Source organism: Arthrobacter sp. NPDC057259, from assembly GCF_042668995.1.
Classification (GTDB): Bacteria; Actinomycetota; Actinomycetes; order Actinomycetales; family Micrococcaceae; genus Arthrobacter.
Window position 1 is genome coordinate 76,023 of the sequence record NZ_JBHUYA010000001.1, and the last position, 21,499, is coordinate 97,521.

The 21,499-nt window shown below is 69.1% G+C and carries 19 protein-coding genes and 1 tRNA gene; 17 read left to right on the forward strand and 3 right to left on the reverse strand.

The genetic code is table 11. From position 1 onward, the window contains the following. Positions 1–28 precede the first annotated feature (28 nt). Positions 29–994, forward strand: a complete 966-nt coding sequence (locus ACFUCU_RS00335) for a GlxA family transcriptional regulator (protein WP_290257378.1) — start codon at positions 29–31, stop codon at positions 992–994. Positions 995–1,000: 6 nt separating this feature from the next. Here the strand turns inward: ACFUCU_RS00335 and ACFUCU_RS00340 are convergent, their stop codons facing one another. Then, on the reverse strand, positions 1,001–1,288 hold the full coding sequence (locus ACFUCU_RS00340) for a protealysin inhibitor emfourin (RefSeq protein ID WP_364139013.1): 288 nt from the start codon (positions 1,286–1,288) through the stop codon (positions 1,001–1,003). A 41-nt stretch (positions 1,289–1,329) separates the two neighbouring features. Continuing rightward, entirely contained in the window at positions 1,330–2,376 is a 1,047-nt protein-coding gene (locus ACFUCU_RS00345; RefSeq protein WP_364139012.1) for a M4 family metallopeptidase, read from the reverse strand. A 111-nt stretch (positions 2,377–2,487) separates the two neighbouring features. On the opposite strand from ACFUCU_RS00345, the gene ACFUCU_RS00350 reads away from it, so the two are divergent. Further along, on the forward strand, positions 2,488–3,468 hold the full coding sequence (locus ACFUCU_RS00350; RefSeq protein ID WP_364139011.1) for a cation transporter: 981 nt from the start codon (positions 2,488–2,490) through the stop codon (positions 3,466–3,468). Between the two features lie 65 nt (positions 3,469–3,533). Here the strand turns inward: ACFUCU_RS00350 and ACFUCU_RS00355 are convergent. Beyond that, positions 3,534–3,606, reverse strand: a tRNA-Arg gene (locus ACFUCU_RS00355). Positions 3,607–3,732: 126 nt separating this feature from the next. Here ACFUCU_RS00355 and argS point away from each other — a divergent pair. The 15 genes from argS (at position 3,733) to ACFUCU_RS00430 (ending at position 21,458) form a co-directional block, all read left to right on the forward strand. Next, a complete protein-coding gene (gene argS / locus ACFUCU_RS00360; RefSeq protein WP_364139009.1) occupies positions 3,733–5,397 on the forward strand; it encodes an arginine--tRNA ligase in 1,665 nt (554 codons plus the stop codon). Between the two features lie 5 nt (positions 5,398–5,402). After that, complete coding sequence (gene lysA, locus ACFUCU_RS00365; RefSeq protein ID WP_377969959.1) at positions 5,403–6,881, forward strand: diaminopimelate decarboxylase; 1,479 nt, start codon at positions 5,403–5,405, stop codon at positions 6,879–6,881. Then, positions 6,882–8,198 (forward strand): homoserine dehydrogenase, encoded by a 1,317-nt coding sequence (locus ACFUCU_RS00370; RefSeq protein WP_377969961.1) that lies wholly within the window; start codon positions 6,882–6,884, stop codon positions 8,196–8,198. Next, a complete protein-coding gene (gene thrC / locus ACFUCU_RS00375) occupies positions 8,199–9,305 on the forward strand; it encodes a threonine synthase (RefSeq protein ID WP_377969963.1) in 1,107 nt (368 codons plus the stop codon). A gap of 2 nt (positions 9,306–9,307) precedes the next feature. Then, positions 9,308–10,294 carry a homoserine kinase gene (thrB, locus tag ACFUCU_RS00380; RefSeq protein ID WP_377969965.1) on the forward strand — a complete coding sequence of 329 codons (987 nt, stop codon included), beginning with the start codon at positions 9,308–9,310 and terminating at the stop codon, positions 10,292–10,294. 309 nt (positions 10,295–10,603) lie between these two features. Beyond that, the gene (gene rho / locus ACFUCU_RS00385) at positions 10,604–12,667 is read left to right on the forward strand and encodes a transcription termination factor Rho (protein ID WP_377969966.1); all 2,064 of its coding nucleotides are present in this window, start codon (positions 10,604–10,606) and stop codon (positions 12,665–12,667) included. Positions 12,668–12,855: 188 nt separating this feature from the next. Then, on the forward strand, positions 12,856–13,929 hold the full coding sequence (gene prfA / locus ACFUCU_RS00390) for a peptide chain release factor 1 (RefSeq protein WP_290257390.1): 1,074 nt from the start codon (positions 12,856–12,858) through the stop codon (positions 13,927–13,929). Between the two features lie 42 nt (positions 13,930–13,971). Beyond that, positions 13,972–14,886, forward strand: a complete 915-nt coding sequence (prmC, locus tag ACFUCU_RS00395) for a peptide chain release factor N(5)-glutamine methyltransferase (RefSeq protein WP_377969969.1) — start codon at positions 13,972–13,974, stop codon at positions 14,884–14,886. 4 nt (positions 14,887–14,890) lie between these two features. Further along, positions 14,891–15,691, forward strand: coding sequence for an L-threonylcarbamoyladenylate synthase (locus tag ACFUCU_RS00400; protein WP_377969970.1), 801 nt, complete (start codon positions 14,891–14,893; stop codon positions 15,689–15,691). Between the two features lies 1 nt (position 15,692). Continuing rightward, a complete protein-coding gene (locus ACFUCU_RS00405) occupies positions 15,693–16,604 on the forward strand; it encodes a glycosyltransferase (protein WP_377969972.1) in 912 nt (303 codons plus the stop codon). Positions 16,605–16,609: 5 nt separating this feature from the next. After that, positions 16,610–17,572 carry a glycosyltransferase gene (locus ACFUCU_RS00410; protein WP_377969973.1) on the forward strand — a complete coding sequence of 321 codons (963 nt, stop codon included), beginning with the start codon at positions 16,610–16,612 and terminating at the stop codon, positions 17,570–17,572. 99 nt (positions 17,573–17,671) lie between these two features. Continuing rightward, positions 17,672–19,549: a nucleoside-diphosphate sugar epimerase/dehydratase gene (locus tag ACFUCU_RS00415; RefSeq protein ID WP_290257395.1), complete on the forward strand. Its 1,878-nt coding sequence runs from the start codon at positions 17,672–17,674 to the stop codon at positions 19,547–19,549. After that, a complete protein-coding gene (locus ACFUCU_RS00420; protein WP_377969975.1) occupies positions 19,546–20,571 on the forward strand; it encodes a glycosyltransferase family 4 protein in 1,026 nt (341 codons plus the stop codon). The genes ACFUCU_RS00415 and ACFUCU_RS00420 overlap by 4 nt, the downstream gene beginning before the upstream one ends. A 79-nt stretch (positions 20,572–20,650) precedes the next feature. After that, positions 20,651–21,142 carry a hypothetical protein gene (locus ACFUCU_RS00425; RefSeq protein ID WP_377969976.1) on the forward strand — a complete coding sequence of 164 codons (492 nt, stop codon included), beginning with the start codon at positions 20,651–20,653 and terminating at the stop codon, positions 21,140–21,142. Next, a complete protein-coding gene (locus ACFUCU_RS00430) occupies positions 21,129–21,458 on the forward strand; it encodes a hypothetical protein (RefSeq protein WP_290257398.1) in 330 nt (109 codons plus the stop codon). The genes ACFUCU_RS00425 and ACFUCU_RS00430 overlap by 14 nt, the downstream gene beginning before the upstream one ends. The last annotated feature ends 41 nt before the right edge of the window (positions 21,459–21,499 follow it).

Below are 21,499 nucleotides of genomic sequence, written 5' to 3' on the forward strand. Positions count from 1 at the left end.
AAGCTAAAATTTCTGCCACACTTGAACCATGATCCGTTCGGTGGCAATGATCGTGGTTCCCAACTTTTCCATCTTCGAATTCGGCACCGCCTTCGAGGTGTTCGGCGTCGACCGTTCCGGCCGCGGCGCGGGCCTGCCGGCCTTTGATTTCCGGATCGTCACCCCCATCCCCGGGGACGTCCCGATGCAGTCCGGCCCCACCCTGCACGTGGGACTCGGGCTGGACGCGGCGGCGGACGCGGACCTGGTGATCATGACCCCGTTCGGCAAGGACTCTGATGTTCCCGACGCCGTGATCGAGGCCCTGCGCGCCGCCCACGAGCGCGGCGCGTGGGTGATGTCCATCTGCTCGGGGGCTTTCGCCCTGGCCCGGGCCGGGCTGCTGGACGGCCGGCGCTGCACTACCCACTGGCACTACTCCCGCGAACTGGCCGAGCGGTACCCCGAGGCGGTGGTGGACGAGAACGTGCTTTACGTCCAGGACGGCCGGATCATCACCAGCGCCGGGACCGCCGCGGGGATCGACGCGAGCCTGCACCTGGTGCGGCTGGAATTCGGCGCGGCGGTTGCCGCCAGCATTGCCCGCGACATGGTGGTGCCGCCGCACCGCGACGGCGGACAGGCCCAGTTCATCGACCGGCCGGTTCCCCGGTGCGGGTCCCAGCCGATGGAGGAGCTGCTGCGCTGGATGGTCGGCAACCTGGGGGAGGAGCACCCGGTCAACGAGCTGGCGCGGCGGGTTCACATGTCGCCGCGGACCTTTGCCCGGCGCTTCCGGGCCGAAACCGGGGCGACGCCGGCGGCGTGGCTGAACTCCCAGCGCGTGCTCCGCGCCCAGGAGTTGCTGGAGACGACGGACCTGACCATTGATGAGGTTGCACGGGAGTCCGGGTTCGGCCACCCCGTCCTGCTCCGCCACCACTTCGCCAAGGTGCTCGACACCAGCCCGCAGTCATACCGGAGGGCCTTCCGCGGCCACCTCGCTGCGGTTTAGGGAGGGCTACTCCCGGGGCGCGTCCCCGGCGTCGGCGCGCACGCACTCGACCAGCTCGCGCCACGGGCCTGTGATGTGCCGTTCGGGCAGGGTCGCGCGGCGCCGGCCGGCGCGGATGTTGTAGACGAACCGGTCCGGCTGCGGGGCCTCGTCCGCGTCCCCGGGGAGGTCATCCCATGGGCAGGCCTCGATCAGGCCCTGCCAGCGGTCCACGGCGTCCGGCGTCGCGGGTTCGGTACTCCAGACGCGCTGGAATCCCGCGACGCCGCCGCTGCGCTGCACGGTGATCTTCATGGGTTCGTCTCCAGCCACCAGGATTACGGCCGGCTGCCGCCTTACAGCCTGACTTTGACAGTTTCCCACGCCGAGCGCACCGCGTCATGCTCCGGTGAATCCGCTCCGAACAGCTCCTGGGCGGAGGCCGCCGTGGCCTTGGCGAAGGCGCTGAACGTCGACGCCGGCTTCAGCGATCCTCCGGTCAGGGTCTCGTACCAGATCCGTCCCGGGGCCTCCCATGCGTTCCCGCCGAGGGTGGTGGCCGTGAGGTAGAACGCCCGGTTGGGAATGCCGGAGTTCAAGTGCACCCCGCCGTTGTCCGAGCTGGTGTGAACGTAGCCATCCATCGAGTCGGGCTGCGGGTCCTTGCCCAGGACGTCGTCGTCGTACGCCGTGCCCGGCGCCTTCATCGAGCGCAGCGCCACGCCCTGGACCTGGTCGGTGAAGAGGCCCTCGCCGATCAGCCAGCTGGCCTGCGCCGCGTCCTGCTGCCGGACGAACTGTTCCACCAACGCACCGAAGACGTCCGAGACGGACTCGTTCAGCGCACCGGGCTGGTTCCGGTAGGTCAGCCCCGCCGAGAACTGGGTCACGCCGTGGGTGAGCTCGTGGCCGATCACGCTGAGCGCCACCGTGAACCGGTTGAACACCTGGCCGTCGCCGTCGCCGAAGACCATCTGGTGGCCGTCCCAGAACGCGTTGTCGTAGCGCTGCCCGTAGTGCACCGTGGCGTCCAGGGGCAGGCCGTTGCCGTCCACCGAGTTGCGCCCGAAAGCGTCCGCGTAGAGCCGGTGCGTGTGGCCGAGCCCGTCATACGCCTCATCGGCGGCCGGATCCGAGGTGGCCGGCTCACCCTCCTTGCGGACCAGGGCGCCGGGCAGGTTCTCCGAGCCCTTCGCGTCATAGATGGTGCGCTGCGGCGGACCGGGCGCCACCTGGCGAATTCCCGGCGGGGCCGTCGGAGCGGCCGCGGCCCGTGCGGCCTGGAAGCTCTTGACGTGCAGCAACGCCTCCCGGGCGGCGCGCGCGGCCGCTTCCAGCCGGGGTTCCGACGTCTGTGCCGCCAGCCGGCGCAACAGGTAGGGCGGGATGATGGAGCAGTACATGTGAGACCCCTTTGCTCTAGCCGATGCGACCAGCCTACGAGCGGGGTGCGACATTTGGCAGGGGTGCCGCCGGATCCGCCGGGCGGCCGTCCCGGCGGGTACGGTAAGCCCATGGCACACTCCGGTAAAGAGAAGAAGAAGTCCGGCTCCACGCTGCTGACCGTGATCATCGCGTTCGCGATGAATGTGCTGGTGGCGGCCGCCAAGTCGGTCGCGGCGGTCCTCTCCGGTTCGGCGTCGATGACCGCGGAGGCCGCGCACTCGTGGGCGGACACGGGCAACCAGGTCTTCCTCTTCTTTGCGGAGCGGCGTTCGGCCCGGCCGCGGGACAAGAGCCATCCCATGGGCTACGGCCGGGAGGCCTACGTCTGGTCCATGTTCGCGGCGTTCGGACTCTTCACCGCCGGCGCCGTGGTCTCGATCATGCACGGCATCCAGGAGATCATCGCGCCGGAGCCCGCGGCGGACTTCATGGTGGCCTACATCGTCCTGGCAGCGGCATTTGTCTTCGAGGGGATTTCCTTCGTCCAGGCGTTCCGGCAGACCCGTAAGGCAGCGCACGAACTGGACCGCCACACCCTGGAGCAGGTGCTGATCAGTTCCGATCCGACGCTGCGGGCCGTCTTCGCCGAGGACGCCGCGGCGCTGATCGGCCTGGTGGTCGCCTTCGTCGGTGTCTTCCTGCACCAGGTCACCGGTTCCCCGTTGCCCGATGCGATCGGCTCGATCATCGTGGGCGTCCTGCTGGCCGTCGTCGCCGTCGTGCTGATCGACCGGAACCGCCGCTTCCTGGTGGGCCAGGGCGTCACCAGCGACATCGAACAGTCCATGGCCCGCCGCGTGCTGGAGCACCGGGATATCGCCCGACTCACCTACCTGCACCTCGAATTTGTCGGCCCGCGGAAGCTCTATCTGGTCGCGGCCGTGGACCTGGAGGGTGACCACCCCGAGCACGAGGTGGCCGTGGCGCTGCGCCGGATCGAACGCGAGCTCGAGGACCACGAGACGGTCGAGGAGGCGGTGCTGACCCTGGCGACGCCGGATGAACAGCCACTGCACATCAGCGCGGACAAGGAAGGCGCGACCCCCTAGCCGGCGAACCCGGGCGCAACGCAGAGAACCCCTCCGCTTCAGCTGAAGCGGAGGGGTTCTCACTGTGCCCTCGGTAGGATTCGAACCTACGGCCTTCTGCTCCGGAGGCAGACGCTCTATCCCCTGAGCTACGAGGGCAATCAGGGATTCCTGCCGTCACCGGCGGGACGTCCTAGAGCTTAGCAGGAAGGTGGGCCGCAAACGAAAACGACGCAGCGGGTGCCGGAATTCCGCGCAGATGCGGGCCCCCGGTAGGCTTGAACCGTGACCCCAGAAGAACTTTCCCTTGCCATATCCGCCTGCCTCCAGGACGCCGTCGCCGCCGGTGAGATCGCCCTCGCCGCCACCGATATTCCGGAGGCTGTCCGCGTGGAGCGGCCGAAGAACAGGGACCACGGGGACTGGGCCACCAACATCGCCCTGCAGCTGGCAAAGCCGGCCGGGACCAACCCCCGCCAGCTGGCCGGGCTCCTGAGCGAGCGTCTGGCCGGGATCGCCGGGGTGGCGGCCGTGGACATCGCCGGGCCCGGGTTCCTGAACATCACCGTCGACGCCGCCGCCGCGGGCGCGCTGGCTAAGGCCATCGTCCAGGCGGGGGCCGGCTACGGCACCAACACCGCGCTCGCGGGCCGCACCGTGAACATGGAGTTCGTCTCCGCCAACCCCACCGGGCCGCTGCACATCGGCCACACCCGCTGGGCCGCCCTGGGCGATTCGATCGCGCGCGTGCTCCGGGCCTCCGGCGCGGACGTCACGGCGGAGTACTACATCAACGACGCCGGTTCGCAGATGGACGTCTTCGCCAACTCCGTGCTGTCCCGCCTGCACGGCCGCGACGTCCCCGAGGGCGGCTACCCGGGCGAATACATTGCCGACCTGGGCCACGAGGTCCTCGCCGAGCACCCGGCCATCCGGGAGCTGACGGATGTGGCCGCGCTGCCGGTCATCCGGGCCTCCGCCTACCAGGCGCAGCTGAAGGACATCCAGCAGACCCTCGCAGACTTCGGCGTCGCCTTCGACGTCTACTTCTCCGAGCAGGAACTGCACGACGCCGGGGCGATCGCCAGTGCCGTGGCCCGGTTGCGCGAGCAGGGCCACGTCTACGACGACGGCGGCGCCGTCTGGCTGCGGACCACGGACTTCGGCGACGACAAGGACCGCGTGATGATCCGCGCGAACGGCGAGCCGACCTACTTCGCCGCCGACGCCGCCTATTACCTGTCCAAGAAGGACCGCGGCTTCACCGAAAAGATCTACCTCCTCGGCGCCGACCACCACGGCTACATCAACCGGCTTAAGGCCATCGCGGCCGCCGCGGGCGACGACCCCGAGGTCAACATCGAGGTCCTGATCGGCCAGCTCGTGTCCGTCAACGGTGCCAAGCTGTCCAAGCGGGCCGGCAACATCATCGAGCTCAAGGACCTGATCTCCTGGCTGGGCAAGGACGCCGTGCGCTACTCCCTGGCCCGGTTCCCCGCCGATTCGCCGCTCACCCTGGACCCGGAACTGCTGAAGAAGCACAGCAACGAGAACCCCGTCTTCTACGTCCAGTACGCCCACGCCCGCTCCCGCGGTGCCTCCCGCAACGCAGCCGCCGCCGGCGTCGAGCGCACCGTGGACGGCCGGGAGGCCTTCGACGCGGCCCTGCTGGACCACGCCACGGAGAACGAACTGCTCTCGCACCTGGGCAGCTACCCCTCGATCGTGGCCAAGGCCGCCGAGCTGCGCGAACCGCACCGCGTGGCCCGCCACCTCGAGGTCATCGCCGGCGCCTACCACCGCTGGTACGACGCCTGCCGGGTGGCTCCGCTCGGCGAGGAAGCTGTCACCGACCTCAACCGCACCCGTCTGTGGCTCAACGACGCCACCAGCCAGGTGCTCGCCAACGGACTTGACCTGCTGGGCGTCTCGGCGCCGGAACGGATGTGACCATCATGACCGCAATCCCCGCTAACAACGCCGCGTCCCCGCTCGCCCCGGACTGGCTGGACGTCCCTGCCGACCCGAATGCCCTGCACGCGCCGATGTGGGCCGCCGGCGTCGCCCGCACCGACGGCGGCGAGCTCGCCATCGACGGGGTTCCGGTCAGCGAGCTGCAGCGGCAGTTCGGCACCCCGCTCTTCGTCATGAGCGAGACCGACTTCCGGGCCCGGGCGCGCGCCTTCCAGGACGCCTTCAACGAGGCCTTCGCCGACATCTGCGGGGGAGTGGACGTCTACTACGCCGGTAAGTCCTTCCTCTGCACCGCCGTCGTCCGCTGGGTCGAAGAGGAAGGCCTCCGGCTGGACACGGCCTCCGGCGGCGAGCTGGCCGTCGCGGCCCGCGCCGGCATCCCCGGGGCGGCCGTCGCGCTGCACGGCAACAACAAGTCCAACGCCGAGATCCACCGCGCCTTGGACATGGGCTTGGGCCGGATCGTGGTGGACAGCCTCCCCGAGCTCGAGCGCGTCGCGGCGATTGCCGCCAACCGGGGCGAGACCGCCAAGGTCATGCTCCGGCTGACCCCGGGCGTCCACGCCCACACGCACGAATTCATTGCCACCGCCCACGAGGACCAGAAGTTCGGCCTCTCCATGGCTGGCGACTCCACCGAGCAGGCCGGGCTCTCCGCCGCGGAGGAGGCCGTGGCCGCCGCCGCCGGCCACGCCAGCATCGAGCTGCTGGGCCTGCACTGCCACATCGGCTCGCAGATCTTCGAACCCGACGGCTTCGCCGTGGCCGCGGAGAAGCTTCTGGACTTCCTCGCCGCGATGCGCTCGAAGTACTCCGTGGAACTGCCCGAGCTGGACCTCGGCGGCGGCTACGGCATCGCCTACACCCCGGTGGACACCCCGCGCCCGCCCGCGGAGATTGCCCGGGCGATGGCCGCCGTCGTCCGCGCCAAGGTCGCCGAGCTGGGGATCACCGCGCCGCGGATCTCGATTGAGCCCGGCCGCGCGATCGTGGGCACCAGCACCTTCACGCTCTACGAGGTCGGTACCCTGAAAACCGTGCGGGTGGACGTGGCGGTGCCCGCCGGCGGCGCCGAAGGCCCGGATAACGTTACGTACCCCCGCCGCTATGTGTCGGTGGACGGCGGCATGAGCGATAACGCCCGCCCGGTGCTGTACGACGCGGATTATTCGGCGGTCCTGGCCTCCCGCAGCTCCACCGCGGCCCCGCAGCTGTCCCGCGTGGTGGGCAAACATTGCGAGAGCGGCGACATAGTTGTTAGAGATGTATACCTGCCCGAGGACGTGGCAGCCGGTGATCTGCTCGCTGTACCGGGGACCGGCGCCTACTGCTGGGTCCTCTCAAGCAATTACAACTATCTGGCCCGTCCGGGCGTTGTTGCCCTGCGCGACGGAGCAGCCCGGCTGATTGTCCGCGGGGAGACCGAAGCCGATCTGTTGAACCGCGACATGGGAGTCTGAATGACGCAAATGCGTACCTTGAAAGTGGCCCTGCTGGGCTGTGGCAACGTCGGGGCCCAGGTAGCGCGGATTCTCATTGACGACGCCGACGCCCTCGCCTCCCGCACCGGTGCTCGCCTGGAGCTCAGCGGCATCGCCGTGCGCACCCCGGGCGCCCGCCGCGACGTCGAACTGCCGGCGGACCTGTTCACCACCGACGCCGAGTCCTTGGTCAAGGATGCGGACCTGGTGATCGAACTGATGGGCGGCATCGAGCCGGCGCGAAGCCTGATCCTCACCGCCATCCGGCACGGCGCCTCCGTGGTCACCGGAAACAAGGCCCTGCTGGCCCAGGACGGCCCTACCCTCTACGAGGAGGCGGACAAGGCCGGCGTGCAGCTCTCCTACGAGGCCGCCGTCGCCGGTGCAATCCCCATCCTGCGCCCCATCCGGGACAGCCTCTCCGGCGACCGGATCACCCGCGTCCTGGGAATCGTCAACGGCACCACCAACTTCATCCTCGACCAGATGGACAGCACCGGCGCGCAGTTCGCCGATGCCCTCGCCGAGGCCCAGCGGCTCGGCTACGCGGAGGCGGATCCCACGGCCGACGTCGGGGGCCTCGACGCCGCGGCGAAGGCCGCCATCCTGGCCTCCCTGTCCTTCCACACCCGCTTCGCCCTGGAAGACGTGTACTGCGAGGGCATCAGCGGCGTCACCGCGGCCGACATCGCCGCGGCCAAGGACGCCGGGTTCGTCATCAAGCTCCTCGCCATCGCCGAAAAACTCGGTGATTCGGAAGGCAACGAGGGAGTCTCGGTGCGCGTGCACCCCACCCTGCTGCCCCGCGAACACCCGCTGGCCGCCGTCCGCGGCGCCTTCAACGCGGTCTTCATCGAGGCCGAGAACGCCGGCGAGCTGATGTTCTACGGCCAGGGCGCCGGCGGCACCCCCACGGCGTCCGCCGTGCTGGGTGACCTGGTGTCCGCGGCCCGGCGGATCGTCCTGGGCGGCCCCGGCCGCACCGAGACCACCACCGGACACGTGCCCGCGCTGCCCATCGACGCCGCCGTCACCAGCTACTACATCGGCCTGGACGTGGCGGACCAGCCCGGCGTGCTTGCGCGGATCGCGCAGCTGTTCGCAGAACACGGCGTCTCGATCGAAACCATGCGGCAGACAGTGCACCGCGAACCGTCCTCTCCGGCCACCTCGGCGGAGCTGCGGATCGTCACGCACCGCGCCAGCGAGGCCGCCCTCGCGGCCACCGTCCAGGCCGTCAAGGGCCTGGACGTCATCAATTCAGTCACATCCGTACTGCGGGTAGAAGGGGTCTAAGTGGCTCACCAATGGCGCGGAGTCATCCGCGAATACGCCGAACGCCTGCCGGTCACCGAGGCCACGAAGGTCATCACCCTGGGTGAGGGCGGCACCCCGCTGGTCCACGCGCAGAAGCTCTCCGCGCTCACCGGCTGCACCGTCTACCTCAAGGTCGAGGGCATGAACCCCACCGGTTCCTTCAAGGACCGCGGCATGACCATGGCCATGACGGCCGCCGTCGCCGCCGGCGCCAAGGCCGTGGTGTGCGCCTCCACCGGCAACACCTCCGCCTCCGCGGCGGCCTACGCCACCTCCGCCGGCCTGCGCTGCGCCGTGCTGGTGCCCGAGGGCAAGATCTCCATGGGCAAGCTCAGCCAGGCGATCGCCCACGGCGCCACCCTGCTGCAGGTGGACGGCAACTTCGACGACTGCCTCGAGATCGCCCGGAAGCTGGGGGAGTCCTACCCGGTGTTCCTGGTGAATTCGGTCAACCCGGCCCGGATCGAGGGCCAGAAGACCGGTGCGTTCGAGGTGGTCGACTCCCTCGGCGACGCCCCGGACATCCACATCCTCCCGGTCGGCAACGCCGGCAACATCAGTGCGTACTGGAAGGGCTACAAGGAATACGCGGCGCCCTACGAGTCCGCCACCGCCGGGTCGCTGCCCGCCGTCGCCACCCGCACCCCGGTGATGTGGGGCTTCCAAGCCGCGGGTGCCGCGCCGTTCGTCGCCGGCCACCCGATCACCGAACCGGACACCATCGCCACGGCAATCCGGATCGGCAACCCCGCCTCCTGGGAGACTGCCGTCGCCGCCCGGGACGAATCCGGCGGCGTGATCGAGGCCGTGACCGACGACGAAATCCTCGCCGCGCACCGCTGGCTGTCCGCCCGCGAGGGCGTCTTCGTCGAGCCCGGCTCCGCGGCCGGCGTCGCGGGCCTGATCAAGAAGCACGAGGCAGGCGAGGTCCCGGCCGGCAAGACGATCGTCATCACCGTCACCGGCCACGGCCTGAAAGACCCGCAGTGGGCACTCCGCACCGAGGATGGCAGCGACGTCCAGCCGGTGAAGGTCGCCAACGACGTCGTCACCGTCGCCGCGGAACTGGGACTGGAAGAGCACTAGCAGTGGAGACCACCCTCACCGTCCCGGCGGAGTCCGCCGCCGACACGCCCACGGTGGCGGCCGGACAGTCCGTCACCGTCCGGGTCCCGGCCACCAGTGCCAACCTGGGCCCCGGCTACGACAGCCTGGGACTGGCCCTGTCGCTCCACGACACCCTGACGGTGGAGACGCTCGACAGCGGGGAACTCGAATTCGACCTCAGCGGCGAGGGGGCGGACACGCTGCCACGCGACGCCAGCCACCTGGTGGCCCGGGCGCTGACTGAGGCACTGCACCGGCTCGGATACCGGCACGCCGGCCTCCGGATCACCGCCGACAACGTCAATCCTCACGGGCGGGGACTCGGGTCCTCGGCCGCCGCGGTGGTGGCGGCCGCATCGGCGGCCAACGCCCTGGTCCCGGCCGCGGACCGCCGCGGCAAGGGCTGGGTCCTGCAGTTCACCTCCACCCTGGAGGGGCACCCGGACAACGTCGCACCCGCGATTTTCGGCGGACTGGCGCTGTCATGGCAGGACAGTGACCAGTACAGCAGCACCTGCGCCGCCGTGCACGCGGACATCGTTCCCGTGGTGGCCGTTCCTGACTACGAACTGTCCACCGAGGCGGCCCGGGCGCTGCTGCCGGCGTCCGTGGGCCACCATGCCGCGGCCATGAACTCCGGCCGCGCCGCGCTCCTGATCCACGCCCTGACCCAGAGCCCCGCCTTCCTGCTGCCCGGCACCGAGGACTACCTGCACCAGAGCTACCGCGCCCAGGCCATGCGCCCCAGCGCGGACCTGATCGCCGCCCTGCGCCGCTCCGGTCACGCCGCCGTCGTCTCCGGCGCCGGACCCACGGTCCTGGTGCTCGCCGACGGTGCGGAACGCGCGGCCGGGGCGCAGGCCTTCATCGCCGAGTACACCGCGGCCAACACGCCGGACGTGTCCTGGCGCGTGATGACGCTGGCCGTGGACAGTGAAGGTGCTAAAGTGGAAGTGCACCGGCGGTAATCACGCTAGCTTTTTCAAAAGACCGCGATGTCGGCCACGTTGCCCACTCTCATCTTTCACTGCGCAATATTTTCCGGTGCCACCTGCTTCCGTCTGGCGCAGGACGCTACAGAAGCACTCTGTACCCCTGAAAAGTCAGCCGGCCGTTCCTCCATTTCGGAACGTGTCCTGGTGTAGCAGTATCCGGCCCTGCCGGCCGGTTTGAGTCCGGCAAGGCCGCAAATCCCGGCTGCAGATCTGAACTGCAGCCCAGATCAATCACCGCGTCCAGCTCCTAGCCTGGGCGCCGTCGAGGGGGAAGGATCCTTCGTGACCGAAACCACCGAGCTGTCTCCAGCTGTGGACTCATCATCTTCTGCTGCCACGGCAGCACCCGCCAAGAGCAGCGGCCTCGCCGGCCTGAAGCTCGCCCAGCTGCAGGCCCTGGCCAGCCAGCTGGGAATCTCCGGGGGTTCCCGGATGCGTAAGGGCGATCTGGTGACCGCCATCTCCGCCCACCGCGCCGGCACCCCGGTGAGCAAGGCCCCCGCCGCTGCCGAGAAGGCCAGCGACAACGGAATCATCTCCAACGGCTCAGTTGCGTCGAACGGCGCTTCTTCCAACGGCGCTGCTTCTTCGAACGCCGCCGCCGAGGCTCCGGCGCAGGAAAACCCGCGTGCCCGCCGCGGCCGCAGCCGCCGCGCCGGCAGCGACGGCATCATCAGCACCGCCACCGAGGCTCCCTCCGCCGTGGAAGCCCAGCCGGCCGTTGAGTCCGCCCCGGCCGAACAGCCGGCCGAGACCAACGACCGCGCACGCCAGCCGCGGACCCGAAACCGCCGCCGCGGCGAAGCCGCCGGCCAGACTGCAGGCCAGGCGGAGGCCACGGAGGCTCCGGCCGAGCAGCCCGCCGCCGAGCAGCGTCAGGCCGAGCAGGGCAACGACGATGCCCAGCGCCGCGAGAACACCCGTGGCCGCGGCAACCGTGACGAGAACGCCGGACGCGAGAACGCCCGCGACAATAACCGGGACAACCGCGACAACAACAACGACGACAACGACGGCGGCAGCCGTCGGAACCGCCGCAACCGCCGGGACCGTAACGATCGCAACGACCGTAACGACCGCCAGGACAACAACCGTAACGACCGCTTCCGCGACCGCAACGAACGCCGCCGCGGCCGCAACCAGGGTCCCGACGTCGACGACGTCGAGGTCACCGAGGACGACGTCCTGCTGCCGGTCGCCGGCATCCTGGACGTGCTGGAGAACTACGCCTTCATCCGCACCTCCGGCTACCTGCCGGGCCCGAACGACGTCTACGTCTCCCTCGCCCAGGTCAAGAAGTACAACCTGCGCAAGGGCGACGCCGTCGTCGGCGCCATCCGCGCCCCGCGCGAAGGCGAAGACCGCAGCAACCAGCAGTCCGCCCGCCAGAAGTTCAACGCGCTGGTCCGCGTCACCTCGGTGAACGGCAAGACCGCCGAGGAACTCAAGGACCGTGTTGAGTTCGCCAAGCTGGTGCCTCTCTACCCGTCCGAGCGGCTGCGCCTCGAAACCGACCCCAAGAAGATCGGCCCCCGCGTTATCGACCTGGTGGCCCCGATCGGCAAGGGCCAGCGCGGCCTGATCGTCTCCCCGCCGAAGGCCGGCAAGACCCTGATCCTGCAGTCCATCGCGAACGCCATCACCACGAACAACCCTGAGGTCCACCTCATGATGGTTCTGGTCGACGAACGTCCCGAAGAAGTCACGGACATGCAGCGCACCGTCAAGGGCGAGGTCATCGCCTCCACCTTCGACCGTCCGGCCGACGACCACACCACCGTGGCCGAACTCTCCATCGAACGCGCCAAGCGCCTCGTCGAGATGGGCATGGACGTGGTGGTCCTGCTGGACTCCATGACCCGCCTGGGCCGTGCCTACAACCTGGCCGCGCCGGCCTCCGGCCGCATCCTCTCCGGTGGCGTGGACTCGGCGGCGCTCTACCCGCCGAAGCGCTTCTTCGGTGCCGCCCGCAACATCGAAAACGGCGGCTCGCTCACCATCCTGGCCACCGCTCTCGTCGAGACCGGCTCCAAGATGGACGAGGTCATCTTCGAAGAGTTCAAGGGCACCGGCAACATGGAGCTCCGCCTGTCCCGCCAGCTGGCGGACAAGCGCATCTTCCCGGCCGTGGACGTCAACGCCTCCGGCACCCGTCGTGAGGAGAACCTCCTCTCGCCCGAGGAAGTCAAGATCATGTGGAAGCTGCGCCGCGTCCTCTCCGGTCTCGAAACGCAGCAGAGCCTTGAGCTGCTGACCAACAAGATCCGGGAGACCCAGAGCAACGTCGAGTTCCTTATGCAGGTGCAGAAGACGACGCTTGGTGCGAAGTCCGATAACGACAAGTAGCTGGCTTTAGCCGCTCAAAATATGCCGGCCCCGCCCCTACGCCGGGTGGCTTACGATCTGCGATCGTCAGCCACCCGGCTCCGGCAGGCCCGAAGCCACTCCCTGGCCGGCATATTTTGAGCGGCTGTTGGTTTAAGAGGAACCGCCCGCATAACTAGACTTGGTTCCAAGTCGAAAGAGGTTTTGAAATGTTTGAGTCCGTACAGGGGCTGTTGGATGAGCATGCTGCCATCCAGGCGCAGCTCGGGGATCCTGCTGTGTATGCCGACCAGAAGCTGGCCCGGAAGCTGGGGCGGCGGTCCGCGCAGCTAAACGGCATCGTGGAGGCCTACCACCGCTGGGAGGCACTCAACGATGACCTGGCCGCGGCGAAGGAGATGGCTGCCGAGGATCCCGAGTTCGCGGCCGAGGTGCCCGAGCTGGAGGAGTCGCTCGAGACGGCCGCCGCCAAGCTGCGCCGCCTGCTGATCCCGCGCGACCCGGACGACGCCCGCAACGTGATCCTCGAGGTCAAGGGCGGCGAAGGCGGCGACGAGGCCGCCCTGTTCGCCGCCGACCTGCTGCGGATGTACAGCCGCTACGCGGAATCCCGCGGCTGGAAGACCGAGATCATCTCCGCCACCGAATCGGACCTGGGCGGCTACAAGGACGTCCAGATGGCCGTCAAGGGCAACTCCAACGACCCCGCCGAAGGCGTCTTCGCCCGGCTCAAGTTCGAAGGCGGCGTCCACCGCGTCCAGCGTGTGCCCGTCACCGAATCCCAGGGCCGGATCCACACCTCCGCCGCCGGCGTGCTGGTGCTGCCCGAGGTGGACGAGCCCGAGGAACTGGAAATCAACCAGAACGACCTCAAGATCGACGTCTACCGCTCCTCCGGCCCGGGCGGCCAGTCCGTGAACACCACCGACTCCGCGGTCCGCATCACGCACCTTCCCACCGGCATCGTCGTCGCGATGCAGAACGAGAAGTCCCAGCTGCAGAACCGCGAGGCCGGCATGCGCGTGCTCCGCGCCCGCATCCTGGCCCACCAGCAGGAGCAGATCGACGCCGAGAACTCGGCGCAGCGCAAGTCGCAGATCCGCACCATGGACCGCTCGGAGCGCATCCGCACCTACAACTACCCGGAGAACCGGATCGCGGATCACCGCACCGGCTACAAGGCGTACAACCTCGACCAGGTGATGAACGGCGACCTGGAACCGGTGATCCAGTCCGCCATCGAGATGGACGAACAGTCCCGCCTCGACGCCATCGGGGACTAGCGCCCCGGCGCGACCATCCGACGACACTGATGACCGACCACGATGACGCCTGATCCCGCACAGAGCCTCGCCGACGCCGTCCGCGGGGCGACGGCGGTGCTGGCCGCCGCGGGCGTGCCGAGCCCCAAGGTCGACGCGGAGCTCCTCGCGGGCCACCTCCTGGGCGTCGGGCCGGGGCGGCTCCGTGCCCTCCTGCTCGGCGACACCCCGGCCCCGGAGGGGTACGCGGATCTTGTGGCCGAACGCGCCCGCCGGATCCCGCTGCAGCACATCACCGGGGTGGCGCACTTCCGCTACCTCGAACTCGCCGTCGGCCCCGGAGTCTTCATCCCGCGCCCGGAGACCGAGTCCGTGGTCCAGCTGGTCATCGACTGGCTGGCGGCCCCCGGACGGCCCGCCCGGCCCAAGGTGGTGGATCTCGGCACCGGCTCGGGGGCGATCGCAGGGTCGATTGCGCACGAGGTCCCCGGCGCGGAGGTTCACGCCGTCGAATTCAGCGAGTTCGCGCACGCCTGGGCGGCGAAAAACCTGCTGCCGCTGGGGGTCCGGCTGGTCCGCGGCGACCTGCGCGACGCCCTGCCGGAGCACGACGGAACCTTCGACGTCGTCGTGTCCAACCCGCCGTACATCCCGGCCGAAGCGGTGCCCAACGAACCCGAGGTGGCCCTGCACGATCCGCCCGAGGCGCTCTACGGCGGGGGAGCGGACGGCATGGAACTTCCGACGGCGGCCGCGGCTACAGCCGCGCGGCTGCTGGGGCCCGGCGGTTACTTCGTGATGGAGCACGCCGAGGTGCAGGCCGCCTGGATCGCCAGGATGATGGAGACCACCGGCCACTGGACCGGCATCACCACCCATCAGGACCTCAACGGCCGGGAGCGGGCCACCAGCGCCCGGCGCCTGGCAAGCCCCACCGGCGGCGCGGACCGCGAAGCCCAGCCCGGAATGAAAGGATAGGCCAGTGACCACTAGCTACGATTGCAACGATGCGGCCCAGCGCGCGGCCGGACTGGAACACGCCCAGAAGGCGATCCGCGAGAACAAATGCGTCGTCCTGCCCACCGACACGGTGTACGGCATCGGCGCGGACGCCTTCTCACCGATGGCCGTGACCCTGCTGCTGGCCGCCAAGGGCCGCAGCCGGCAGATGCCGCCGCCGGTCCTGATTCCGCGGCTCAATGCCCTGGACGGGCTGGCCACCGAGGTTCCCGCAGAGGCCCGCCAGCTTGCCGAGGCCTTCTGGCCCGGCGGACTGACTCTCATCCTGCACGCCCAGCCCTCCCTTGACTGGGATCTTGGCGAGACCAAGGGCACGGTCGCGCTGCGCCTGCCGGCCGACGACGTCGCCCAGGACCTGCTCACGCTGACCGGGCCACTGGCCGTCTCCTCCGCCAACCGCACCGGCCTGCCCGCCGCGCAGACCGCCGCCGAGGCCGAGACGATGCTCGCCGAGTCCGTGGAGGTCTACCTCGAGGGCGGCCGCCGTCCCGTCGACGGCGAGGCCGAGTCCGCGCCGTCGACCATCATCGACGCGACGTCGCTGCCGCTGCGCGTGGTCCGGCAGGGTGCCATCAGCCTGGAACGGATCCGCGAGGTGGTGCCCGGCGTGCTCGGGGCCGGCGAGGAACCGGCAACCGCCGATGAAGCCGCCAAGCCGGCCGCCGAGTCGCCCGCAGAAGAACCGGCCGCGGAGACAGCAGCCGGATCCGCCGCAGAAGAACCGGCCGAAGCGAAGCCCGCAGCCGAAACCCCGGAGGCCTAGAGTGCAGCCCAAAGTCGCCGTCGCGGCCGTCACCTTCAACCGCCACGAGGAACTCGCCCTGCTGCTCAAGGGCCTCGCCGCACAGACGGCCCCGATTCACTCGATCGCCCTGGTGGACTCCGGCACTGACCCCGCCGACCGGCTGGTGGCCGAGCAGGGCATGGATAACATCAACTACCTGCGCTCCGAGGCGAACCTCGGCGGAGCCGGCGGCTTCGCCTACGCGATCCTGGCCGCCATGGCCTCCGGCGCGGAGTGGATCTGGATGATGGACGACGACGGGCACCCGGAAGACGCCAGCTGCCTCGAGGAGCTCCTCAAGGCCGCCGACGAACACGGGCTGGACATCATCAGCCCCCTGGTCGCGGCCACGGCCGATCCCAACCGGCTCTCCTTCAACTTCCGGATCAACGGCCTGCTCACCAACGACCGGTCCCGACTGGCCCCGATGGGCTACCTGCCGGACATGGTCCACTTCTTCAACGGCGCCCTGATCCGCACCGAGGTCTTCTACACGATCGGCATTCCGGACGTGAAGTTCTTCATCCGCGGCGACGAGGTCGACTTCCTGTCCCGCGTCAAGAAGGCAGGCCTCAAGTACGGCACCCTGGCCACCGTAGCCGTCCAGCACCCCGCCACCTGGACCGAGATGAAGCCGGTCTTCGGCGGCTTCATCACCCCGGTCATTCCGGAAGGCAACTTCAAGCGGTACTGCTACTTCCGCAACCGTGGCTACCTGACCCGGAAATACCGCAACCTGCGCTGGTTCGGCGCGGACGTGGTCGGCTTCCCGTACTACTTCCTGAAGGCCGGCGACCTGAAGGGGCTGGCACACTGGTTCCGCGCATACTCCACAGGGTTCCTGGGCAAGGGCTTCGGCGCACCCGCGGACCTGATGGCCAGGAACGGCTAGGCGGCGTGGAGAAGCTCTACGCCGTCGTCGTCACCTACAACCGGGCGGAGTTCCTGGCGAACCTGCTGGACTCCTTCGCCAGGCTCGACACGAAACCCGAGGGAATCATCGTCGTCGACAACGCCAGCACGGACGGCACCGCCGCGGTGGTCGACCGGGCCAGGACCGCGGGCGACCTTCCCCTGCAGTACGAGCGGCTGGAGACCAACGCCGGGGGAGCCGGCGGTTTCTCCCGTGGCGTCGAACTCGCGCTGGCGGCCGGCGCCGAATGGCTCTGGCTGATGGACGACGACGTCGAGGTCCTCCCCGGGGCTGTCGACGCGCTGGCGAGGTTCACGCCGGACTACTCATGCATCGTGGGACGCCGCTACGACGCCAACGGCCAACCCTTTTTCTGGCAGCACCACTTCGTCGACGCCCTCGGCGTCTTCCTCCCGGTATCCCGCGACGTGTTCAAGCACTCCGACGTCTTCCGCACCAACGTGGGCAACTTCGAGGGCATGCTGATCAGGGCGTCCGTGGCGCGCGAGATCGGCCTTCCCGATCCGCGCTTCTTCATCACCTGGGACGACGCCGTCTACGGCTGGCTCGCCGCGCAGCGCACGCCGGTGGTGTACGTCAATGCGTTCGTGATCCGGAAGGTGCGGGCGCAGCGCCAGGTGGACCTCGGCCTGCGCCACCTCAACGATTCCTCCGACCTGAGCCGGCGCTACGTGATGCGCAACCGCGGCCACGTCGCCCAGTACCTCCGGGCCCACGGCCGGTACAACCGTGCAGGATTCGCGGCCGGAACGGCGCTGACCTTCGGCAAGGAAATCGCCCGCCTGGTCCTTGTCGAACGCACCCTCAAGGGGGTCGCTGCGCTCTGGCAGGGATGGCGCGAATCGCGCGAAATCCTTCGCGACCGGGCCTGGAAACCCATGCCGCCGCTGCCCGCAGATGCGGGCCGCGGGAACGAAACGGCTTAGTATCGTTCTAGGTTCCGCGCTGTCCGACAGTCCCGCGCGGGTACTTTTTTGACCCAGGCGCCTTGCCGCCGCAGTACTGGAAGTCGGTTGCACACTCTGTTGACTACGAAATCTGAACCTCGAGAATCCGAGCAGATCCGGGACGAAAAGCCGGCCCTCTGGATCTGGATCCAGCTCATCCTGGACTCCATGTCCTGGGTGGTGGCCGTGATCCTGGCCCTGCTGCTGCGCTACGAGATGGGGATCCGCGTCGAGCAGTTCGCCGGTGCCGCCGTGATCGCGGCGATCGCCGTCGTCGTCCAGGTGCTGACCGGCTACGCGCTGGCCCTCTACCGCGGCCGCTACCCGTTCGGAAGCTTCCAGGAGGCGCGGGCCCTGGTCTTCGTCACCGTGATCGTCGCCGCCTCCATCACCGCCAGCCTGCTGGTGCTCTACGAAGCCATCAACATTGGCCGCAGCGTCGGCCTGATCGCGTTCCCGTTCGCCTGCCTCTTCATGGGTGCCGCCCGCTACGCCAAGCGGCTGTACGTCGAGAGCCGCACCCGGCCCGGCGACGGCGCGCAGAACACCCTCATCTACGGCGCCGGCTTCCTCGGCAACTCCCTCCTCACCCGGATGATCCAAGATCCGGAGTCCCCGTACTTCCCGGTGGGCCTGATCGATGACGATCCTGCCAAGAAGCACCTCCGGCTCTCCGGCGTCCAGGTCCAGGGCCGCGGCGAAGACCTTCCCGCCATCATCCGGCGCACCCGCGCCACGGTCCTGGTGCTGGCCTTCGCCAACGTCGAGGCGTCCGTGGTGCGGCGCATTTCCGACGCCGTCGCCGGCCTGAACATCCGGGTGCTGGTGCTGCCGCCGCTGCGGGACATGCTCGGCGGCTCCGCCCCTGCCGGGTTCTCCGACTTCCGCGACGTCGCGGTGGAGGACCTCATCGGCCGCCGCCCGGTGGACATCAAGGTCGACGAGATCGCCGGGTACATCAAGGGCAAGCGTGTGCTGGTCACCGGCGCCGGCGGTTCGATCGGCTCCGAGCTGTGCCGACAGATCATGCCGTTCGGCCCCGCCGAGCTGATCATGCTCGACCACGACGAGACCGGACTCCAGCAGACCCAGATCTCCATCACCGGCCGCGGCCTGCTGGCCGGCCGGGACACCGTGCTGGCGAACATCCGCGACGGTGAAGCCCTGAAGGAGATCTTCACCGACCGCCGTCCGGAGGTGGTCTTCCACGCGGCCGCACTGAAGCACGCGCCGCTGCTGCAGCAGTATCCGGTCGAGGCCTGGAAGACCAACGTCTGCGGCACGCTGAACGTCCTGCAAGCCGCCCGGAGTGCCGGGGTCTCCCACTTCGTGAACATCTCCACGGACAAGGCCGCGAACCCCACCACCGCCCTGGGCCACTCCAAGCGCGTCGCGGAGAAGCTGACCGCCTGGATGGCGGGCCAGACCGGCGGCAGGTTCGTCTCCGTCCGCTTCGGCAACGTCATGGGCAGCCGCGGATCCATGCTTCCGCTCTTCACCGAGCAGATCCGCGTCGGCGGTCCCGTGACCGTGACCGATCCCGAGGTCACCCGCTTCTTCATGACCATCCCCGAGGCCTGCCAGCTGGTCATCCAGGCCGGAGCCATCGGCGCCGGCGGCGACGTGCTGATCCTGGACATGGGCGAACCGGTCAAGATCCTTGACGTGGCACAACGCATGATCGCGATGTCCGGCAAGAAGGTGGAGATCATCTACACCGGGCTGCGGCCGGGGGAGAAGCTGCACGAGGAGCTCGTGGGCACCGGCGAGCTGGACCAGCGGCCGCTGCACCCGAAGATCTCGCACACCCGCGCCACCGAACAGGACCCGGCCACGCTGGACCTCGGAGTCTGGCTGGAACGCTGCGAGGCCGAACAGGGCGCCAGCATCGCGGAGATCCCCGACGACGAGTCGGACGAGACGGGACCGATCAGAATCGTCCGGGTCGCCTCGTGACCGCCCTGCTGGTCACCGCCGCCGTCACGCTCCTGGCCAGCCTGCTGCTGCCCTATGCGGTGAAGCCCTGGCTGATCCGGCTCGGCGTGGTGGACGTGCCGTCCGCGCGGTCCTCGCACGTGAAGACCACCATCCGCGGGATGGGCCTGGCCGCGGCGCTGGCCACCGCGGCCGGCTACGGGGTGGCCGTCCTTACCGGCGCCGTCACCGTCAACCGTGCGGTATTCGCCGTCGTGCTGCTGATCATCGGCGCGTGTGCCGCCGTCGGCTGGACCGAAGACCTGCGCGGGCTCTCCATCCGCGGCCGCGCCGCAGCCCAGCTGGGCATCGGGGCCGCGGGCTCGGCGGTGCTGATCGTCATGACGGGCCAGTCCTTCTGGTGGCTGCCGCTCGCCGCCGTCGCGGTCGCCGCCTACGTCAACATCGCCAACTTCATGGACGGCATCAACGGCATCTCCGGGTTGCACGGCGTCACCGTGGGCGCCGCCTACGCGGCCGCTGGATCCCTCTCGGACCAGCCCTGGCTCACCGCCGGCGGCGCCATCCTGGCCATGGCCTTCCTCGGCTTCCTGCCCTGGAACCTGGGCCGGGGCACTGTGTTCCTCGGCGACGTCGGAAGCTACCTCCTCGGCGCCTCCGTCGCCGCCCTCGCCATCGCAGGCTTCTTCACCGGGGTGTACGTCGAGTACGTGCTCTCGCCGATCCTGGTCTACGTCGCGGATACCGGCTACACGCTGCTGCGCCGGATCAAGGCGGGGGAGCGCTGGTACGCCTCGCACCGCGAGCACGTCTACCAGCGCCTGACCGACGTCGGCTTCTCGCACCTGCAGTCCTCCGCCGCTGTCACCGTCTGCACCGCTGCCGTGATCGTCCTAGGCTTCACCGCCGCGACGGCGCCGCTGCCCGTCGTCGCGCTCTGCGTCGCGGCCAGCGTGGCGGTGCTGGTGCTGTACGTCGCCAGCCCGGACCTCATCCGCCGCTACCGCCGCAAATCCAAGGTCACCCGCCTCCCCGTGGCCTAGCCATGTTCTATCTCGTGTAGAATTCAGGGGCGGACTTCTCCGCGCCCCCGCCCTTACCGCCAGCGACGATTGGGATCCCATGACCTCCAACGCCGAGCCCGGACGCACGCCCGGCCGCGGACGCGTCGGCGTTTCTGGACCCACCACGTCACTCTGGCTGCGCCTGCTGGCGCTCAGTTCGGTGACCGCCGCCGCGGCACTGGCGGTGACGGCCGTTCCGGCCTGGATCTTCAACGGCGGCTTCGGTGCCCTCTCCAGCGCCTTCGGCGGTGTCCTGGTGATGGCGTTCTTCGCCATCAGCCTGCTGGTCGGACACTTCGTCGGCCGGAACAATCCCTCCGGGGCGATCGGCATGTTCGTCGCCACTTACTTCATCAAGGTCGTTGGCTTCGCCGTCGTCCTGTTTGTCTTGGGTGCCCCGGATTGGCTGCACGCCCGCTGGTTCCTGATCGGCGCCGTCGTCACCGTCGTTGCCTGGCAGGCCGCCGAGATCATCGGCTTCAGCAAGGCCCGGCTGCAGATCTACAACGACCCCGACTCCACGGAAGGCGGACCCCATGCCGGACCGTAAAGAGCGAGACGAGAACACCCCCCGGAAGCCGCGCGGTACCACCGGTGCCCCCGGCGTATCAAAGGACGGCGACGACGGCGGATACAACGCCGGGATCGCAGTGTTCAGCTACATTGTTGGCGGAATCATCGTCTGGAGTTTGATAGGGTGGGGTCTGGATAATCTGTGGGGAACCCGCTGGATTGTGCTCGCAGGCGCCCTGCTTGGAGCTGCGGGAGGGTTCTATCTTTCTCATATGCACGGCCTCACCAGCCACCGGTCTACGGCTGGCGAAGACGGCGCTGCAGGTGGCCCGTCCAAGGACGCGGAACAGTAATGCCAAAAAATTTCAGAGGGGGACTGGTTGGCAGCAATGCC